18 protein-coding genes are annotated in these 14,292 nt (G+C 73.5%); 9 read left to right on the top strand and 9 right to left on the bottom strand.

Annotation, left to right across the window (positions count from 1 at the left end; translation table 11 throughout):
• Nucleotides 1–34 precede the first annotated feature (34 nt).
• The 3 genes from AMIS_RS23595 to AMIS_RS23585 are packed head-to-tail and all read left to right on the top strand — an operon-like array spanning nt 35 to nt 2,066.
• Nucleotides 35–856, top strand: a complete 822-nt coding sequence (locus AMIS_RS23595; RefSeq protein WP_157435012.1) for an SDR family oxidoreductase — start codon at nt 35–37, stop codon at nt 854–856.
• A gap of 45 nt (nt 857–901) precedes the next feature.
• On the top strand, nt 902–1,642 hold the full coding sequence (locus AMIS_RS23590) for a hypothetical protein (RefSeq protein ID WP_014444910.1): 741 nt from the start codon (nt 902–904) through the stop codon (nt 1,640–1,642).
• Between the two features lie 13 nt (nt 1,643–1,655).
• Entirely contained in the window at nt 1,656–2,066 is a 411-nt protein-coding gene (locus AMIS_RS23585; protein WP_014444909.1) for a DUF1810 domain-containing protein, read from the top strand.
• A gap of 37 nt (nt 2,067–2,103) precedes the next feature.
• On the opposite strand, the gene AMIS_RS23580 is transcribed toward AMIS_RS23585, so the two are convergent.
• Nucleotides 2,104–2,934, bottom strand: a complete 831-nt coding sequence (locus tag AMIS_RS23580) for an NmrA family NAD(P)-binding protein (RefSeq protein ID WP_014444908.1) — start codon at nt 2,932–2,934, stop codon at nt 2,104–2,106.
• 107 nt (nt 2,935–3,041) lie between these two features.
• Between AMIS_RS23580 and AMIS_RS23575 the strand changes: the two genes are divergently transcribed.
• The gene (locus AMIS_RS23575) at nt 3,042–3,989 is read left to right on the top strand and encodes an AraC family transcriptional regulator (RefSeq protein ID WP_014444907.1); all 948 of its coding nucleotides are present in this window, start codon (nt 3,042–3,044) and stop codon (nt 3,987–3,989) included.
• Here the strand turns inward: AMIS_RS23575 and AMIS_RS23570 are convergent.
• Entirely contained in the window at nt 3,931–4,482 is a 552-nt protein-coding gene (locus AMIS_RS23570; protein ID WP_051042121.1) for a nucleotidyltransferase domain-containing protein, read from the bottom strand. The genes AMIS_RS23575 and AMIS_RS23570 overlap by 59 nt on opposite strands.
• 189 nt (nt 4,483–4,671) lie before the next feature.
• On the opposite strand from AMIS_RS23570, the gene AMIS_RS40775 reads away from it, so the two are divergent.
• On the top strand, nt 4,672–5,607 hold the full coding sequence (locus AMIS_RS40775) for a discoidin domain-containing protein (RefSeq protein WP_051042119.1): 936 nt from the start codon (nt 4,672–4,674) through the stop codon (nt 5,605–5,607).
• On the opposite strand, the gene AMIS_RS23560 is transcribed toward AMIS_RS40775, so the two are convergent.
• The gene (locus AMIS_RS23560) at nt 5,600–6,694 is read right to left on the bottom strand and encodes a zinc-dependent alcohol dehydrogenase (RefSeq protein WP_231859070.1); all 1,095 of its coding nucleotides are present in this window, start codon (nt 6,692–6,694) and stop codon (nt 5,600–5,602) included. The two genes, AMIS_RS40775 and AMIS_RS23560, sit on opposite strands and share 8 nt — an antisense overlap.
• Before the next feature lie 122 nt (nt 6,695–6,816).
• On the opposite strand from AMIS_RS23560, the gene AMIS_RS23555 reads away from it, so the two are divergent.
• Nucleotides 6,817–7,305, top strand: a complete 489-nt coding sequence (locus AMIS_RS23555; RefSeq protein ID WP_041830008.1) for a hypothetical protein — start codon at nt 6,817–6,819, stop codon at nt 7,303–7,305.
• A 41-nt stretch (nt 7,306–7,346) separates the two neighbouring features.
• Nucleotides 7,347–7,967, top strand: coding sequence for a 2'-5' RNA ligase family protein (locus tag AMIS_RS23550; protein WP_014444902.1), 621 nt, complete (start codon nt 7,347–7,349; stop codon nt 7,965–7,967).
• A gap of 114 nt (nt 7,968–8,081) precedes the next feature.
• On the opposite strand, the gene AMIS_RS23545 is transcribed toward AMIS_RS23550, so the two are convergent.
• Entirely contained in the window at nt 8,082–8,888 is an 807-nt protein-coding gene (locus AMIS_RS23545; protein ID WP_014444901.1) for a DUF4352 domain-containing protein, read from the bottom strand.
• A 95-nt stretch (nt 8,889–8,983) separates the two neighbouring features.
• On the opposite strand from AMIS_RS23545, the gene AMIS_RS23540 reads away from it, so the two are divergent.
• Nucleotides 8,984–9,694 carry a GNAT family N-acetyltransferase gene (locus AMIS_RS23540; protein ID WP_014444900.1) on the top strand — a complete coding sequence of 237 codons (711 nt, stop codon included), beginning with the start codon at nt 8,984–8,986 and terminating at the stop codon, nt 9,692–9,694.
• A gap of 13 nt (nt 9,695–9,707) precedes the next feature.
• On the opposite strand, the gene AMIS_RS23535 is transcribed toward AMIS_RS23540, so the two are convergent.
• The 5 genes from AMIS_RS23535 to AMIS_RS23520 all read right to left on the bottom strand — a co-directional run bounded on the left by AMIS_RS23535 (nt 9,708) and on the right by AMIS_RS23520 (nt 12,973).
• Nucleotides 9,708–10,091 (bottom strand): hypothetical protein, encoded by a 384-nt coding sequence (locus tag AMIS_RS23535; RefSeq protein WP_014444899.1) that lies wholly within the window; start codon nt 10,089–10,091, stop codon nt 9,708–9,710.
• A 125-nt stretch (nt 10,092–10,216) separates the two neighbouring features.
• The gene (locus AMIS_RS42910; protein ID WP_014444898.1) at nt 10,217–10,369 is read right to left on the bottom strand and encodes a hypothetical protein; all 153 of its coding nucleotides are present in this window, start codon (nt 10,367–10,369) and stop codon (nt 10,217–10,219) included.
• Nucleotides 10,370–10,417: 48 nt separating this feature from the next.
• On the bottom strand, nt 10,418–10,825 hold the full coding sequence (locus tag AMIS_RS23530) for a VOC family protein (RefSeq protein WP_014444897.1): 408 nt from the start codon (nt 10,823–10,825) through the stop codon (nt 10,418–10,420).
• A gap of 10 nt (nt 10,826–10,835) precedes the next feature.
• Nucleotides 10,836–11,273 carry a helix-turn-helix transcriptional regulator gene (locus tag AMIS_RS23525; protein WP_014444896.1) on the bottom strand — a complete coding sequence of 146 codons (438 nt, stop codon included), beginning with the start codon at nt 11,271–11,273 and terminating at the stop codon, nt 10,836–10,838.
• A gap of 86 nt (nt 11,274–11,359) precedes the next feature.
• A complete protein-coding gene (locus tag AMIS_RS23520; protein ID WP_014444895.1) occupies nt 11,360–12,973 on the bottom strand; it encodes a GGDEF domain-containing protein in 1,614 nt (537 codons plus the stop codon).
• 82 nt (nt 12,974–13,055) lie between these two features.
• Here AMIS_RS23520 and AMIS_RS23515 point away from each other — a divergent pair, with 82 nt between their 5' ends.
• Nucleotides 13,056–14,282 (top strand): MFS transporter, encoded by a 1,227-nt coding sequence (locus AMIS_RS23515; RefSeq protein ID WP_014444894.1) that lies wholly within the window; start codon nt 13,056–13,058, stop codon nt 14,280–14,282.
• Nucleotides 14,283–14,292 lie beyond the last annotated feature (10 nt).

Below are 14,292 nucleotides of genomic sequence, written 5' to 3'. Positions count from 1 at the left end.
CGGACCGCCCTTCCGCCCCGGCAGGATGGACCCCATGAGTTCCGAACCGATCGCGATCACCGGCGCCACCGGCCAGCTGGGGGGCCGCATCGCTCACCGGCTGAGTGCCCTGGGCGTACCCCTGCAATTGCTCGTGCGCGACGCGGCGCGGGCGCCGCGGCTGGCCGGCGCCGCGGCCGTGGTCGCGCCCTATGCCGACGGGCCGGCCGCGCGCAAGGCCCTGGACGGTGTGCGGACCGTGCTGATGGTGTCGGCTTCCGAGACGCCGGACCGGGTCGCGCAGCATCACACGTTCATCGACGCCGCGGCGGACGCGGCGGTCGAGCACCTGGTCTACATCTCGTTCGCACAGGCGTCGCCCGATGCGACGTTCACCCTGGCCAGGGACCATTGGGCGACCGAGGAGCACATCCGCGCGCGGGGGATCGCGGCGACGTTCCTGCGGGACAACCTCTACGCCGACTTCCTGCCGCACCTGGCCGGTGAGGACGGCGTGATCCGGGGTCCGGCCGGTGACGGGCGGGTGGCCGCCGTGGCGCAGGACGACATCGCGGACGCGGCGGTGGCGGTGCTGCGGGACCCGGCCGCGCACGCCGGTCGCACCTACGAGCTGACCGGGCCGGAGGCGCTGAGCCTCGCCGAGATCGCCGGGATCCTCGGGAAGCGCTACCACGACGAGACGGTCGAGGAGGCCTACGCGTCGCGCGCGGTCTACGGCGCGCCGCGCTGGCAGCTCGACGCCTGGGTCTCCACCTACCTGGCGATCGCCGCCGGGGAGCTGGCCACGGTCACCACGCACATCGCCGACCTGACCGGCCACCCGCCGATCGGAATCGCGCAGCTGTTGCGAAAGTGACCCCCTCCGCCGGGACGAATCGGAGAATTGGTGCTAAGCAGAGACATGGACGGTGTGCCTCTGCCCCGGTTGCACTTCACCCCGCGCGCCGGCGAGGCCGGTGAGATCATCGGCGTCGCCCGGTCCGGCGGGCGTTACCAGCTCTTCTACGAGACGCCGGGCGGCTGGGGCCAGGCGTCCTCGGACGACCTGGTGATGTGGTGGGAGCAGCCGGTCGCCGACCCGCTGCCGGAGCAGTTCCGCTCCGCCCCGCCGAGCGTGGACTCCCCGTCGGCGCTGACGCCGCGGGACGGCGCGCGGGGCCCGCAGCTGTTCCCGCTCGACGGCGTGTGGGTGCTGCTCGCCGACGACTCCTACGCGGTGGGTGACTACGACGGCAGCACGTTCACGCCGCACAGCCGGGGCGTGTTCGGGCGCGGCCGCCTCGGGCGTGTGGTCACCTTCGCGGACGCAGCCGGGCGGCGCTGCGCGCTCGCCCGGCTGCCGGGTCCGGCCGGGGCGTTCAGCCTGCCCTGGGTCCTCTCGGTACGGGATCAGACCCTGCTCGCCACCCCCCACCCCCACCTCGACCCCTATCTGACCAGCGGCATCACCGGCCTGACCGCGACCGGGGGCGAGGTCCGCGACAACGGTGAACTGATCCTGCGGATGCCGGCCGGCGGCGAGACGCTTGTCGTCACGGACGCCGACATCGTCGAGGTGACGGTCGAGGGCGTGAGCGGCGTCGGGGCGGCGCGCCGCCGCATCCCCGGCTTCTCCGGCGTCCGGGTAGCCCGTTTCGCCTGATATTTTGGCGGGCGTGAGCGACCTCGAACGGTTCGTGCAGGCCCAGGACGGCGTCTACGAGCAGGCCCTGGCCGAGATCGTCGCCGGCTCGAAACGTACCCACTGGATGTGGTTCGTCTTCCCGCAGATCGCCGGCCTCGGCTCCAGCCCGACCGCCCGCCAGTTCGCGATCCGGGACCTGGCGGAGGCCCGGGACTACCTGGCCCACCCGGTCCTCGGACCGCGCCTGCTCGCCTGCGCGACGGCGCTGCTCGCCCACACCGGCCGGTCGGCGAGCCAGATCCTCGGCTACCCGGACGACATGAAGCTGCGCTCGTCGATGACCCTGTTCGCCCGGGCGGCCGGCGACCCGGCGGTGTTCGAGCAGGTGCTCGCCCGGTTCTACGACGGCCCGGACGAGCGCACGCTGCAGCTCCTCGGCTGAGCCCAGGGGGCGGCGGGTCGGCTCGGGCGCCGCCCGGTCAGGCCGCGCCCGGCCCGGCGACGCGGCGCAGTGTCACGGTGAGCTCGGTGGCACAGCGGACCCGGCGGTCGCCGACCGGCTGGAGCAGGCCGTCGGCGTCGGCCGCGTAGAGCGCCACCAGCTCCTCGGCCAGCCGCGGCGGGACCGGCAGCGCCTCCCTCCAGCCGGCCCGCGGCACGGTGACCACCTGCAACGGCCTGCCGAGCAGCTCGCCGAGGGCGGTGGCGACCTGCCGCTCGGTGTACTCCGGCGCCTCCAGCACGATGACCTCGCTCGCGGCGGGCGGGTCGATCAGGGCCCGCGCCACGGCGGCACCGATGTCGGCGGTCGCGACCATCGGCACCGGCACATCCGCCTCGTCGCCGAAGACCGGGTAGATCCCGGCGCCGGTCGCCGCCTCCAGGACCGTCTCCACCTTCTCCTGGAAGTGCGGCGACCGGATCGCGGTGACCGTGGCGCCGGTGGCGTTCAGCAGGTTCTCCAGGTGGTGCAGCCAGCGGATCGGGCCGGTGCCGGCGGCCAGGTGGGCGCCCCAGGAGGAGAGCAGGACCACGTGCGGGACGCCGCTCGCCTCGACGGCGGCGGCGATCGAGGCGGCGAGCCCGCGGTGCGCCTCGTCGGTGAACGGCGCGACAGTGGGCAGCAGCACGAACGCGCCGTCGCAGCCGTCGAACGCCTTCGTGAGGGCGGCGGTGTCGGCGAGGTCGGCGACCGCGTCGTGCTCGTGGGCCGGGTTCCGGACGATCCGGCGGACGGGACGGCCGGCGTCGGTGAGAGCGCGGGCGGCCGCTCCGCCGACGTGCCCGGTGACTCCGGTGATCGCGTACATGTGGTCCTCCTGGGGGTTGTGGTAGGCCTCCAGTCAAATCGCGGGTGGTGAGACGATCCATGTTCGAACGCCTCGTTCGCATGTTCGTCCGTCTACGCTGCACGGTCATGGACCCGCTCGGAGACCTGCTCGACGGCGTACGCGCCCGGACCGCCGCGTTCTGCCGGTCGGTGCTCGACCCGCCGTGGGCGCTGCGGATCGTCGACGAGGCGCCGCTCGGGCTCGCCACGCCGCTGCGCGGGCACGCGTGGGTGATCCCGGACGACGGCGAGCCGACGTTCGTCGGCACCGGGGACGTGGCGGTCGTGCAGGGCCCCGAGCCGTACACGGTAGCCTCCTCCGTGGACGTGCCGCCGACCGTTTTCGTTCACCCCGGCAACCGGCTGGTCACGACGGACGGCACGGACATCACGGCGGCGACCCGGCTCGCCGCGGGCACCAGCGCGCTCGGGCTCGGCACGCACGGCGCCACGGTGATCGCGAGCGGCGCCTACCAGGTCTCCAGCTTCGTCAGCGGCCGGCTGCTCGCCACCCTGCCCGCCGTCGTGCGGGTGCCCCGCGAGCAGGTCCAGTCGCCGATCATGGACCTGTTGCACGCCGAGATGGATCGGGACGAGCCGGGCCAGCAGGTGGTCCTCGACCGGCTGCTGGACCTGGCCCTGATCGCCACGCTGCGCGCCTGGTTCGCCCGGCCGGCCGGCGATCCGCCCGGGTGGTACCGCGCGCACGGCGACCCCTGCGTCGGCCAGGCTCTGCGGATCATGCACGAGGAGCCGCACCGGCAGTGGACGGTCGCCGGGCTGGCCGCCGCGACCGGGGTGTCGCGGGCGGCGTTCGCGCGCCGGTTCACCGACCTGGTCGGGCAGCCGCCGATGACGTACCTGACCCACTGGCGCCTCGACCTCGCCGCCGAGTCGCTGCGCACCACCGACGCCACCATCGCCACGATCGCGCGCCGGGTCGGTTACGCCAACGCGTTCGCGCTGACGGTGGCGTTCAAGCGGGTCCGGGGCGCGACGCCGCAGCAGTTCCGGGCGGGTCTCGCCGCTGCCTGAGCGCCGCCTCCAGCAGCGCCACGTCCTCGGCGTCCTTCGGCCGCCTCGGCAATCCCGGCACCCAGACCGGCATCGATTTCTTGATCTCGATCTGCGCGTACGGGCTGACCACCGCGCACGTGACATCCCCGAGCCGGCAGGCCGGCCAGTCGAGCATGCCGGCCGGCCACGACTCGCCGGTCCACGGTCCCGCCGCCACCGTGAGATCCGCGGCGAGCAGCGCGAAACTGAGCTCCACGCCGTCGCGCAGGAACTCCAGCTGGTGGTCGTGCGGAACCCGTTCCCAGCCGCGCGCGGTGAGCGCGGCGACGACCCGCCCGGCGTCGGCGGCCATCGCGAACCAGTCGACGTCGCGGTGCGGGCGGGTCACCCGGCCGAGGAAGAAGTCCATCGCCCAGCCGCCGCGCAGCCACACCGGGATGTCCAGCGCGGCCACCTCCGCGATGGCCGTGAGCTGGCGTTGCGTACCGGGATCGGTTCGTTCCGTGTTCACTTCGGAGTCCTTACAGTGGCGACACGCGAGGGTGACCGGTGTCACGCCGCCGGTGTTCGCGCAGCGCCGGCCGGGTGCCCGGGCGGCAGCGGGACGCCGTGTGCTTTTCCGGACAGGAGCATGCGTCAGGATACGGCGCTGCGGCCGCATCGGGCGTGCCGGGAAAGCACCGCGGGGAGAACGACGAACGTGAACGGATTCGGTAACGCGCCCGACTCGGGGGAGGGTTCCGGCACGGCGGGGGAGCGGCGGGCATCGCGCGCCGACAGCCTGCGCCTGACCCGGATGCCGCAGCGGCCGGTCGCCCGCACGAGCGATCCGGCCGGCCCCGGCGCGCCGCCCGCTTTCGCGGCGCCGGCCCGGGATGCCGCAGTAACGACGAGCCGGGCGGCCGCAGCGGCGCCGGCCCGGGAGGCCGCCGGGAAGCCCGAGCGGCCGGGCGGCGGGCGGAAGCGGGGGCGCCGGATCGCCGTCGCGACGGTGGTCGTGCTGGTGGCCCTGGTGAGCGCCGGATGGGCGTACCGGATGGAGATCGCTGAAGCGGGCAGCGAGCCCGCGTCCTCGCAGGTGGCCGAGCCGGTCCCGAGCGAGGTCCGCCAGGACGTCACGACGGGCGTGCCCACCGAGCCGCTGACCGAAAGCGCACAGACCCCGAGCCCGCCGCCGAGCAGTGCGAAGGCCAGCCCCGCAGCCTCGGCGAAGACCAGTCCCTCCGCGCCGGCCGGGAAGGCCAACCCGGGCGGCGCCAACCTCGCGCTCGACGGGGTGGCCAGCGCCTCGGCGGTGGAGGGCGATCGCTGGGGGCCGGCGAACGCGATCGACGGCGACGAGACGACGCGCTGGTCGAGCGGATTCTCCGACCCGCAGTGGATCAAGGTTGATCTGCGGCAGCGCTGGCGGATCTCGGCGGTGACGCTGCTCTGGGAGCACGCCTACGGCGTGGCCTACCGGGTGGAGACGTCACCGGACGGCAAGAAGTGGACGAGCATCTACACCACGAAATCCGGCAAGGGTGGAAAGGTGGACATCGCCGCCGAGGGGGAGACCGCGCGGTACATCCGGGTGTACGGGACGAAGCGCAACACCTCCTACGGCTACTCCCTGCTGGAACTCCGCGTCACGTGACGAGCGGGATCGATGGGTCGGGCCGCAACGCCACCTTCACCGCGCCGGCCCGCGCCCCGGCCGTCGCCGTGGCGAGGGCCGCCTCCCAGTCGTCCAGCTCGTGCACGTGCGTGACCAGTCCGTCCGCCGGGAACGACGGGTCAGCGAGCCACTCCACCACGCGCGCCATCACCGGCGGTGCCGAATTGACCGTCCCCTGCACGGTGAGCTGCCGGTTCCAGACCAGGGACCAGTCCACCTTCTGCTTCCCGGCGCTGCCGATCAGCACCAGCATCCCGGCGGGGCGCAGCAGGTGCAGCCCGAGGTCGATGGTCGGCGGCGACGCCACGCAGTCGAACACCACGTCCACCCCGTCCACCAGGATCGGCGTGCGTGTCATCCGGGGCCGCAGCACCGCGCCGAACGCCTCCACCGCCTGCGGCCCGGACGGCAGCGTGCGTGTCGCACCCATCGCCGCGGCCCGCGATCCCGGCCCGATCACCGTGATGTCGAGGTCCGGGTGGAGCCGCCGCAGCGCCGCGGTGAGCAGCAGCCCGATCGTGCCCGGCCCGATCACCACGGCCCGGTCGCCGCGACGCTCCCAGCGCATCGCCGCGTGCAGGGCGATCGACGCGGGCTCGGCCAGGACCGCGCGCCGGGACGGGACGGCGCCGACCGGGTGCAGCTGGCTCTCGTGGGCGACGAGGCGTTCGCCCCAGCCGCCGCCGAGCGCCGCGTCGAACCCCTGCGCGGGGCTGGTCTGGCGCTCGCAGACGTTCGGGCGGCCCTCCCGGCAGGAGCGGCACAGCGTGAAGCCGCGCTGCGTGCAGGAGAGCACCGGATCCAGCGCGACCCGCTCGCCGGTGGACTCCACCACGGCGACCGTCTCGTGCCCGAGGATCTGCCGCCGCGCGGTGTAGAACGCGCTGAGCACCAGCGACGACTTCGCCCGGGCGACCGCCACGTCGCTGCCGCAGATGCCGGAGAGCTCCGGCCGCAGCACCACCCAGCCGGGTCCCGCGGGGAGAGCCGGCTCCGGGGCGTCGTCACGCAGGGTGAGCAGGGAGGGGCGCCCGGCGGCGGTCAAAAGGTAACGAGGGACGGACATTTCGGCGACCACTGCTCGCATTACGTGATGTTGCCATCGCGGGCGGTCGATACGGAAGACCTAGGTCACAAACCTGTTGCCCGCAGGCACCCGCGATGACCGGATCGGTAACGTGGCCCGCCATGCGAGCAACCACCGCAGTGATCGCCACAAGCGTCCTGCTGACCCTGGGCCTGACCGGCTGCGCCAGCAACGACGAGACCGCCACCGCGCCGGGCGCCGCCACCGCGGCCTCCGCCGCCGACCTGTCCGGCCTGGACGAGGGCACCGCGACCGCCTGCACGCTGGCGGAGAACGCGGTCCTCGGCAACGCGGGCCACGACCTCGACCTGGCGTCCGCGAGCCAGATCGTCACCGCCGGCAAGACCGCCAAGAGCACGCTGATCAGCACCCAGACGGGCGCGCTGGAATTCAGCGTCCGCAAGGCCCAGGCGGCGGCCGGCAACCCGGACGAGCAGACGCTGACCGCAGCGGTCAGCACCGAGATCCTCAAGTTCCGCACGGTGTGCCAGGACGTCAAGGCGCTGAAGGCCAGCATCCCGTCGGCGAGCACGGGCGGCTCCGGCGCGAGCGCCGACCCGGACGAGCCGGTCGACCGCAGCGTCAGCTGAGGGGTTCCCGTGAACGGCGGCAGCCTTCTAGAGTTGCCGCCGTGAAACCCTTCGCCTTCCGGCACGGCGCCGAGCCGTGGCCACCGGGGGAGACGCTGCTGCACGTCTACGTCATCCCCGACCTCGATCAGAACCCCGAGCTGGCGGCCCTCACCGCCGGGTGCCGCGAGGCGCTGGCGCCCTATCCGCTGGCGTGCGTCGAGGACCGCTGGCTGCACATCACGCTCGCGCAGATCGCCGACGTGTTCGGGTCGGCGTACTCGGAGGCCGAGCGGGCCGAGCTGGCGGCGGCGCTGACCGGCGATCTCGCGGGCTTCGGGTCGTTCTCGCTGACCGTCGGCAGCTGTCTCGCGCAGGCCTCGGTGGTGATGTTCGACGTTCATCCGGACGATCGGATCGCCGCACTCGGCACGCGGGTCCGCGAGGTCATCGGCCGGGTCCGCGGGCCCGGCGCGCTCAGCAGCGAAGCCGGGATCGCGCACATGACGATCGGCTATGCGAACGGCGACGCCGACAACGCCGCGATCCAGCGGGACCTGCGGCGGGTCCGGCCGGGCCACGCCACGATGCGCGTCAGCGCGGTCCAGCTGGTCGACGTGTCGGTGGACGCCGAGGCGAAAACGGTCACCTGGCGCCCGATCGCGACGATCCCGCTCGGGTGACGTCTAGGGGCAGGTGTTCAGCGTCGTCTGCAGTTCTGCCGTTTGCTCGTGGACCACGCGGTCGTACCGGACCGCCACGCCTCGGCGAGCGGCGCCGAGGGCAAACAAGAACGATCACCCATGCCGCAGCGGCACCCGCACACCCCGGCTGAACATCACCTCGTGCAGGACCAGGGTTGTCAGCCGGGTGCCGCGCGGCACGTCGAAGACCAGCCGGCCCTTCACGGTATGCCCCGGCCCGATCGACCGGGTGAAGTCCGGGTGCTTCTGGTTCGCCCAGGTTCCGGCGACGGTGTCCGGGTGGTGGACGCCCTCCTCGGCGTCGCGGGCCAGTTGCGGGATGTCCAGGAACGCCGTCGCGGACGCGCCGATGTTCGTCACGGTCAGGTCGATCAGGCAGAACTCGCCCTGCGCCGCCGCGCCGTACTCGGCCGGTCCGACCCGTTTGCCGCCGCACGTCATAGCCGTGACGGTGAACTCGAACCCGCCGTCGCGGGCCGGCTCGCCCATCGCGCCGGTGACGGCGTTGTCGCCGCGCTGGTTGGCGTCGAGCTCGGCGGCGGTGGCGCCGGCCTCGATCGCGCCGGGCCCGTTGAGCGTGAACGCCGCGATGCCGCCGAGCAGCACGGCGGCGGTGAAGCCACCGGCGATCCGCGGCCACAGCGCCCGCCGGTGGGGCGCGTGAGCCCGCACCGGGATCCGGACGGTGGCCTGCCCCGCGTCCGGCTCGACCACGAACTCCCCGGAGTCGAGCGCCGGCTCTTCGGGCTCGGCGACCCCGGCCGCCGGCGCGTCCCGTTCCCCGATCGCCTCGTCGGGCTCCGGCGCCGGCTCCCCGGATTTCGCGGCCGCCTCGTCGGGCTCCGGCGCCGGCTCGTCGCGGGCCGGCGGCGACTCAGAAACGGATGGCTCGAAGGTCACCGAGGACCAACACGCCCCGCACGCTCGCGGCGATGGTCCGATCGGACACGCGCCACCGTCGATCGGACAAAGCGCGGCCCGTCTACGATGCGGCCATGATCGGGATGCACCTGGCGAACGCGGCGGCGATGTGGGCCTCGCGCGCGGCCGGTGCGGTGCGCGGCGACGGATATCTGCTGGCCGAGCACGCGGCCGGCGCGCGGGTGATCCTGCTCGGCGCGCAGGCGCGACCCGAGCGGGTGCTCGGTCTGGCGCCGCGGCGGACGCTGGTGGTGGAGGACGCCTTCGGCGTCATCGAACCCGGGCCCGGGACTGTGCGCATGCCGGTGATGATCCGCCGGCCCGGGCGCGTGGCCGCGCCGCCTGCGGGGGTACGGGTGAGCGAGGTCCACGATCCGGACGAGCTGGCAGTGGCGGAACGCGTGATCGTCGACGGCTTCCCGCTGCCGGCCTATCAACCCTGGTCGCCGGGGCGGGCGCTGTCACCGGACCTGCTGGGCAGACCGGGCTGGCGGGTGTGGCTGGGCCGTCACGGCGGAGCGCCCGCGGCTGCCGCCTACACCTACGACGACGGTACGGCCGTCGGCGTCTACTGGCTGGCGACGCTGCCGGAGCACCGTTCCCGCGGGGCCGGCCGGGCGGTGCTGACGGCGGCTCTGGCGGCGTGCCCGGACCGGCACGTCACGCTCGTCGCGACGGAGGCCGGCCGCCCGCTGTACGAGTCCGCCGGTTTCGTGACGGCAGGTGTCGCGGCGTGGCACACCCGCCCGCCGCGCGAGCCCGGACCGGCGGCCGGAGGATCCTGAGGGTCACGGCGGCTCACGCGATCTCGCGGACCGAGCCGGTCGCGCTGTCGTAGACGAAGGCCCGCAGCGGCGCCGCGGAGACCGGAACGACGCCCGCCGGCCCGGCAGCCGTGGCCGACCCGAAGCCGGTGACGGTCCCGAAAACCGCGGCGGTCCCGAAGGCGGCGGCGGTCCCGATGGCGGCGCTGATCCCGGTGGCGGCCGGCGACGACGGGACGGCGGTGGTGATCGGGGCGACCGCGACGCCGTGGTCGGCGGAGCGGGTCACGGCGGTGCTGCCGGCCGTGCCGAGGACGACGGCGGCGGCCATCGCGGCGCCGCGCATCCGCCAGCGGATCGGGGTCCCGGCGACGGCGGAGGACTGGGTCTGCGGGAGTCGAATCGCGAAGTCGGTCATGGCGATTACTGTCCGCCCAGCTCTTGGCCCTGACCCATGAGTGATCTGTGGGCTTCCTGTGCGCCGGGACGCCGCCGGCCCGGGGCGGAACCCCGGGCCGGTGCGGATCAGTGGGTCGGTGCGGATCAGTCGGTCGGTTCGGGCTGCGGCGGCGGCGCTCCCGGGTCGTCGTCCCCGCGTTTCTCGTCCGGCCGCTGCGCCTTCTCGCGTTCACGGATGTCGTTCAGGTCGACCGGGCGTTCGATGTCCGGCTGCCCGTTCGGGTCGGTGGCTGTCATGCCGGCCTCCTCTCGGCATCCTGAGGAGTACCCGCCGGCAGCCGGTAATCACTTCTTCTGGTTGATCCGGATCATGTTGCCGGAGGGGTCGCGGAAGGCGCAGTCGCGGACACCGTACGGCTGGTCGATCGGCTCCTGGATCACCTCGCCGCCGGCGGCCCGGACCCGCTCGAACGCGCCGTCGACGTCCTCGGTGGTGAAGATGACGCCGCGCAGCAGGCCCTTGGCGAGCAGCTCGGCCATGGTCTCCCGGTCGGCGGGCGAGGCGTTCGGGTCGGCCAGGGCCGGTTCCAGGACGATCTCCACGTCCTGCCCGGGTGTGCCGAGGGTGATCCAGCGCATCCCCTCGTACCCGACGTCGTTGCGGACCTCCAGGCCCAGTGCGTCGCGGTAGAAGGTGAGCGCCTTGTCGAAGTCGTCGGTGGCGATGAACGTCTGCGCGAGTCGGATCGTCATGCGCCCCACGCTACGGACGAGCGGGCCGGCCGGCTTCTCCGTTCCTGACCGGTCTGGTGTAAATCTTGGCGTAGCAGGCCGGGATGCCCGCGCCCGCGTCGTGGCTGCGCGCCCGGTACGCGCTCGGGCTCTCCCCGACGAGCTCGGTGAACCGGCTGCTGAACGAGCCGAGCGAGGTACAGCCGACCGCGAAGCACACCTCGGTGACGGAGAGGTCCCCGCGCCGCAGCAGCGCTTTCGCCCGCTCGATCCGGCGGGTCATCAGATAGCTGTACGGCGTCTCGCCGAACGCGGCCCGGAAACTGCGGGAGAAGTGACCCGCCGACATGCAGGCGTCCCGGGCCAGGGCCGGGACGTCGAGCGGCTCCGCGTAGTCGCGGTCCATCCGGTCGCGGGCGCGGCGCAGCCGGACCAGGTCGTCGAGCGTCACCGGCCCACCATCGCACATCGGCCGGGGGAGCCGCGTCCGCCGGTGGCTCGGTGCGGGATCTCCGTGCGCCTGTCGGCGGGGCTTACCCCGTACCCGATGGGAAGTCAGCTCGCCCGGCCCCAAGCCTGCTCCGCCGCACGTTGATGGACCACCGCCAAGCTCGGGTGATAGCTGCGCAAGCAGCCCTTTCCATCCCGTTTGGCCGCATACATCGCGATGTCCGCGTCGCGCAGCAGCGTCTCGATGTCGGCGTCCGGACCGGCGGTGGCCGCCCCGATGCTCGCGTGGGCGTGGATGCGGGCGCCCTCGGTGACCGGGATCGGCGTCTCCAGCGAGCGCAGGATCCGCTGGGCGGTGTGCTCGGCGGCCGTGGCGTCGCACTCGCGCAGCAGCACCGCGAACTCGTCACCGCCGAGCCGGGCCACCAGGTCGTCGCCGCGCACCGACTCGGTCAGCTTGCGGGCCACCCCGGTCAGCAGGGCGTCGCCGGCCGGATGACCGAGCGTGTCGTTGACCTCCTTGAAGCCGTCCAGGTCGATCACCAGCAGCGAGACCGTGCCCGGCTCGTGGCCGTCCAGCGCCACGGTCATCTCGTCCTGCAGGTGGGTGCGGTTGGCGAGGCCGGTCAGACCGTCGGTGTTCGCCTGGCGGCGCAACCGGATCTCATGTTCGCGCAGCTCGGCGAGGGTGCGGTCGAGCTCGGAGATGAGCCGGGTGTTGTCGTGGAAGGCGACCAGCTGCCGTCCGGCGACCAGCGCGATGATCACGCCGAGGCCGGCGATCACACCCCAGAGCCGGCCGTTGCCGGCGTCCCGCAGACCGCCGTCGCGGGCGATCAGCAACACCATGACGCCGAAGACGATGGCGATCGAGCCGTACGGGAGCAGGCTGTACGGTTTGCGGCGCTTGGCGCCGAACGCGGTCTGGTCGAACCGGGCGATGATCTCCTGGGTGCGCGGGCCGACGGCGATCAGCAGCGAGGGCAGGAAGCGGATCGCCAGGGCGTAGGCGGGCAGCACCTGGTCGGTGCCGCCGGGCAGGAAGAACGCGATGCTGTTCACGCCGGCCGCCGTGATCATCGGAAGCGCGGCCGCCCGGTGCATCGGCGCGTTGCCGTTGAGGCTCATCTTCACCGACGCGAACGCGGAGGTGAGCACCACCGCGCCGGCCGCGAGCGTGGTGACCAGGGCGCCGGTCGAGTCGCTGCCCGGGCCGAAGCACCAGGCCACGACCGCGCCACCGACCATCACGGTGGCCGAGTCCAGCCAGAACGCGAGCCGGTCCCGCCCGGAGCGCTGCGGGTGCGGATGCAGCAGCATCGCCAGGATGAGGGCGCCGAGCCCGACCGCGAAGCAGATGCTCTGCACCGCGCCGCCGCTGGTCCGGTCGCCGGCGCCGGTGACCAGCACGGTCACCGTCTGGGTGACGTCCCCGATCACGAAGAGCACGCCGCAGAACGTCAGAACCCACCAGAAGCGCTTGATCGCGCCGGTCGCGACCCGGGAGACCCGCCACGACGAGTACGCGAGGAGCACGTCGAGCGGCACCTGGAACGCCCAGTAGATCCGGATCTGCGACTCGATGGAGTGGTCGAGCGCGAACAGGAGGATCACCGCGAGGATGGTCCACCAGCCGGCCGCGGTCAGCAGCGGATCATGCCGGAGAGCGGGTGCGATGACCTCGCTGCGCCGCTTCCCGTCCTTGCGTGACCATTCCACGCATGCGTTATCGGCCGGGGCGGCGGGTCCATGAGGGCAAGCGTTATGTACAAGCGTACATAGCGTCGGTACTCTCGTACGCATGTCCGTCGCCACCCGCACCGCACCGCCGCGCGAAGCCCGCCTGGCGCGCATGGCCGTCGCCCTGGTCTTCCTCACCAACGGCGCGCTCTACGCGAACGTAGTACCCCGGTTTCCGCAGCTCAAAGCGGACCTCGGGCTGACCAACGCGGCCCTCGGGTCGGCGATCGCCGCGATGCCCCTCGGCGCCCTCATCGCCGGTCTCTTCGCCGCCGCGGTGATCCGCCGGTTCCGCTCCGCGCGGGTCGCCTCGATCGGCATCGTCCTGCTCGCCGCGCTCGTTCTGCTCGTCGCGTTCGCGCCGAACGTCTGGGTCCTGGCCGCCGTCTTCTTCGCGGCCGGCGCGCTCGACGCGATCGTCGACGTGGCGCAGAACGCGCACGGCCTGCGGGTCCAGCGGGTGTACGGGCGATCGATCCTGAACTCGCTGCACGGGCTCTGGAGCGTGGGCGCGGTGCTCGGCGGCCTGATGGGGTCGGCGGCGGCCGGCCTGGCTCTGAGCCTGCCGCTGCATCTGAGCATCTCCGCGGTGCTGTTCAGCCTGGTCGCGATCGTGGCGCTGAAGTTCATGCTGCCCGGCGCGGACGGGGCTGCCGCGTCGCCCTCGTCTGTTACGCCCTCGCCCGCTTCATCGTCGCCCGTTGTGTCGCCGGCCCGCGCCTACTCCGCGCACGCCGTCCGGATGCTGGCGGTGCTCGGCCTGCTCGCCGCCTGCGGCGCGCTCGTCGAGGACGCCGGTTCCTCGTGGGGCGCGCTCTACCTGCGCAACGAGCTGTTCACCAGTGCCGCGGTGGCCGGCCTCGCGTTCGTCGCCCTGCAGGTCGCGATGACCGCCGGCCGGCTCACCGGGGACCGGGTGGTGGACCGGTTCGGCCAGCGTGCCGTGGTGCGGGCCGGCGGCGCCGTCGCGGCCCTCGGCATGGGCCTGGCCCTGGCGTTCCCGTCGGTGCCGGCCACGCTGATCGGGTTCGCCCTGGCCGGTCTCGGGACCGCCACGCTGGTGCCGGCCGCCATGCACAGCGCCGACGAGCTGCCCGGCCTGCCGGAGGGCGCCGGCCTGACCGTGACGAGCTGGCTGCTGCGCGCCGGATTCCTGCTCTCGGCGCCGCTCGTCGGGGCGATCGCCGACCTGTCCAGCCTGCGGGTCGGCCTGCTCTCGGTGGTCGCCGCCGGCCTGATCACGGTGGTGTGCTCGCGCGCGCTGGTGGGCCGCGTCGCGCACGGGTGATCGGCACGGG

The sequence above is a fragment of the Actinoplanes missouriensis 431 genome (assembly GCF_000284295.1).
Classification (GTDB): Bacteria; Actinomycetota; Actinomycetes; order Mycobacteriales; family Micromonosporaceae; genus Actinoplanes; species Actinoplanes missouriensis.
Note: the sequence above shows the minus strand (reverse complement) of the source record. Positions and strands in the feature narration are given on the sequence as shown.

Coding starts and splice junctions, on each gene's coding strand:
- AMIS_RS23595 (WP_157435012.1), top strand. CDS start 35: ATGAGTTCCGAACCGATCGCGATCACCGGCGCCACCGGCCAGCTGGGG.
- AMIS_RS23590 (WP_014444910.1), top strand. CDS start 902: ATGGACGGTGTGCCTCTGCCCCGGTTGCACTTCACCCCGCGCGCCGGC.
- AMIS_RS23580 (WP_014444908.1), bottom strand. CDS start 2,934: ATGTACGCGATCACCGGAGTCACCGGGCACGTCGGCGGAGCGGCCGCC.
- AMIS_RS23575 (WP_014444907.1), top strand. CDS start 3,042: ATGGACCCGCTCGGAGACCTGCTCGACGGCGTACGCGCCCGGACCGCC.
- AMIS_RS23560 (WP_231859070.1), bottom strand. CDS start 6,694: ATGTCCGTCCCTCGTTACCTTTTGACCGCCGCCGGGCGCCCCTCCCTG.
- AMIS_RS23555 (WP_041830008.1), top strand. CDS start 6,817: ATGCGAGCAACCACCGCAGTGATCGCCACAAGCGTCCTGCTGACCCTG.
- AMIS_RS23540 (WP_014444900.1), top strand. CDS start 8,984: ATGATCGGGATGCACCTGGCGAACGCGGCGGCGATGTGGGCCTCGCGC.
- AMIS_RS23535 (WP_014444899.1), bottom strand. CDS start 10,091: ATGACCGACTTCGCGATTCGACTCCCGCAGACCCAGTCCTCCGCCGTC.
- AMIS_RS42910 (WP_014444898.1), bottom strand. CDS start 10,369: ATGACAGCCACCGACCCGAACGGGCAGCCGGACATCGAACGCCCGGTC.
- AMIS_RS23530 (WP_014444897.1), bottom strand. CDS start 10,825: ATGACGATCCGACTCGCGCAGACGTTCATCGCCACCGACGACTTCGAC.
- AMIS_RS23525 (WP_014444896.1), bottom strand. CDS start 11,273: ATGTGCGATGGTGGGCCGGTGACGCTCGACGACCTGGTCCGGCTGCGC.
- AMIS_RS23515 (WP_014444894.1), top strand. CDS start 13,056: ATGTCCGTCGCCACCCGCACCGCACCGCCGCGCGAAGCCCGCCTGGCG.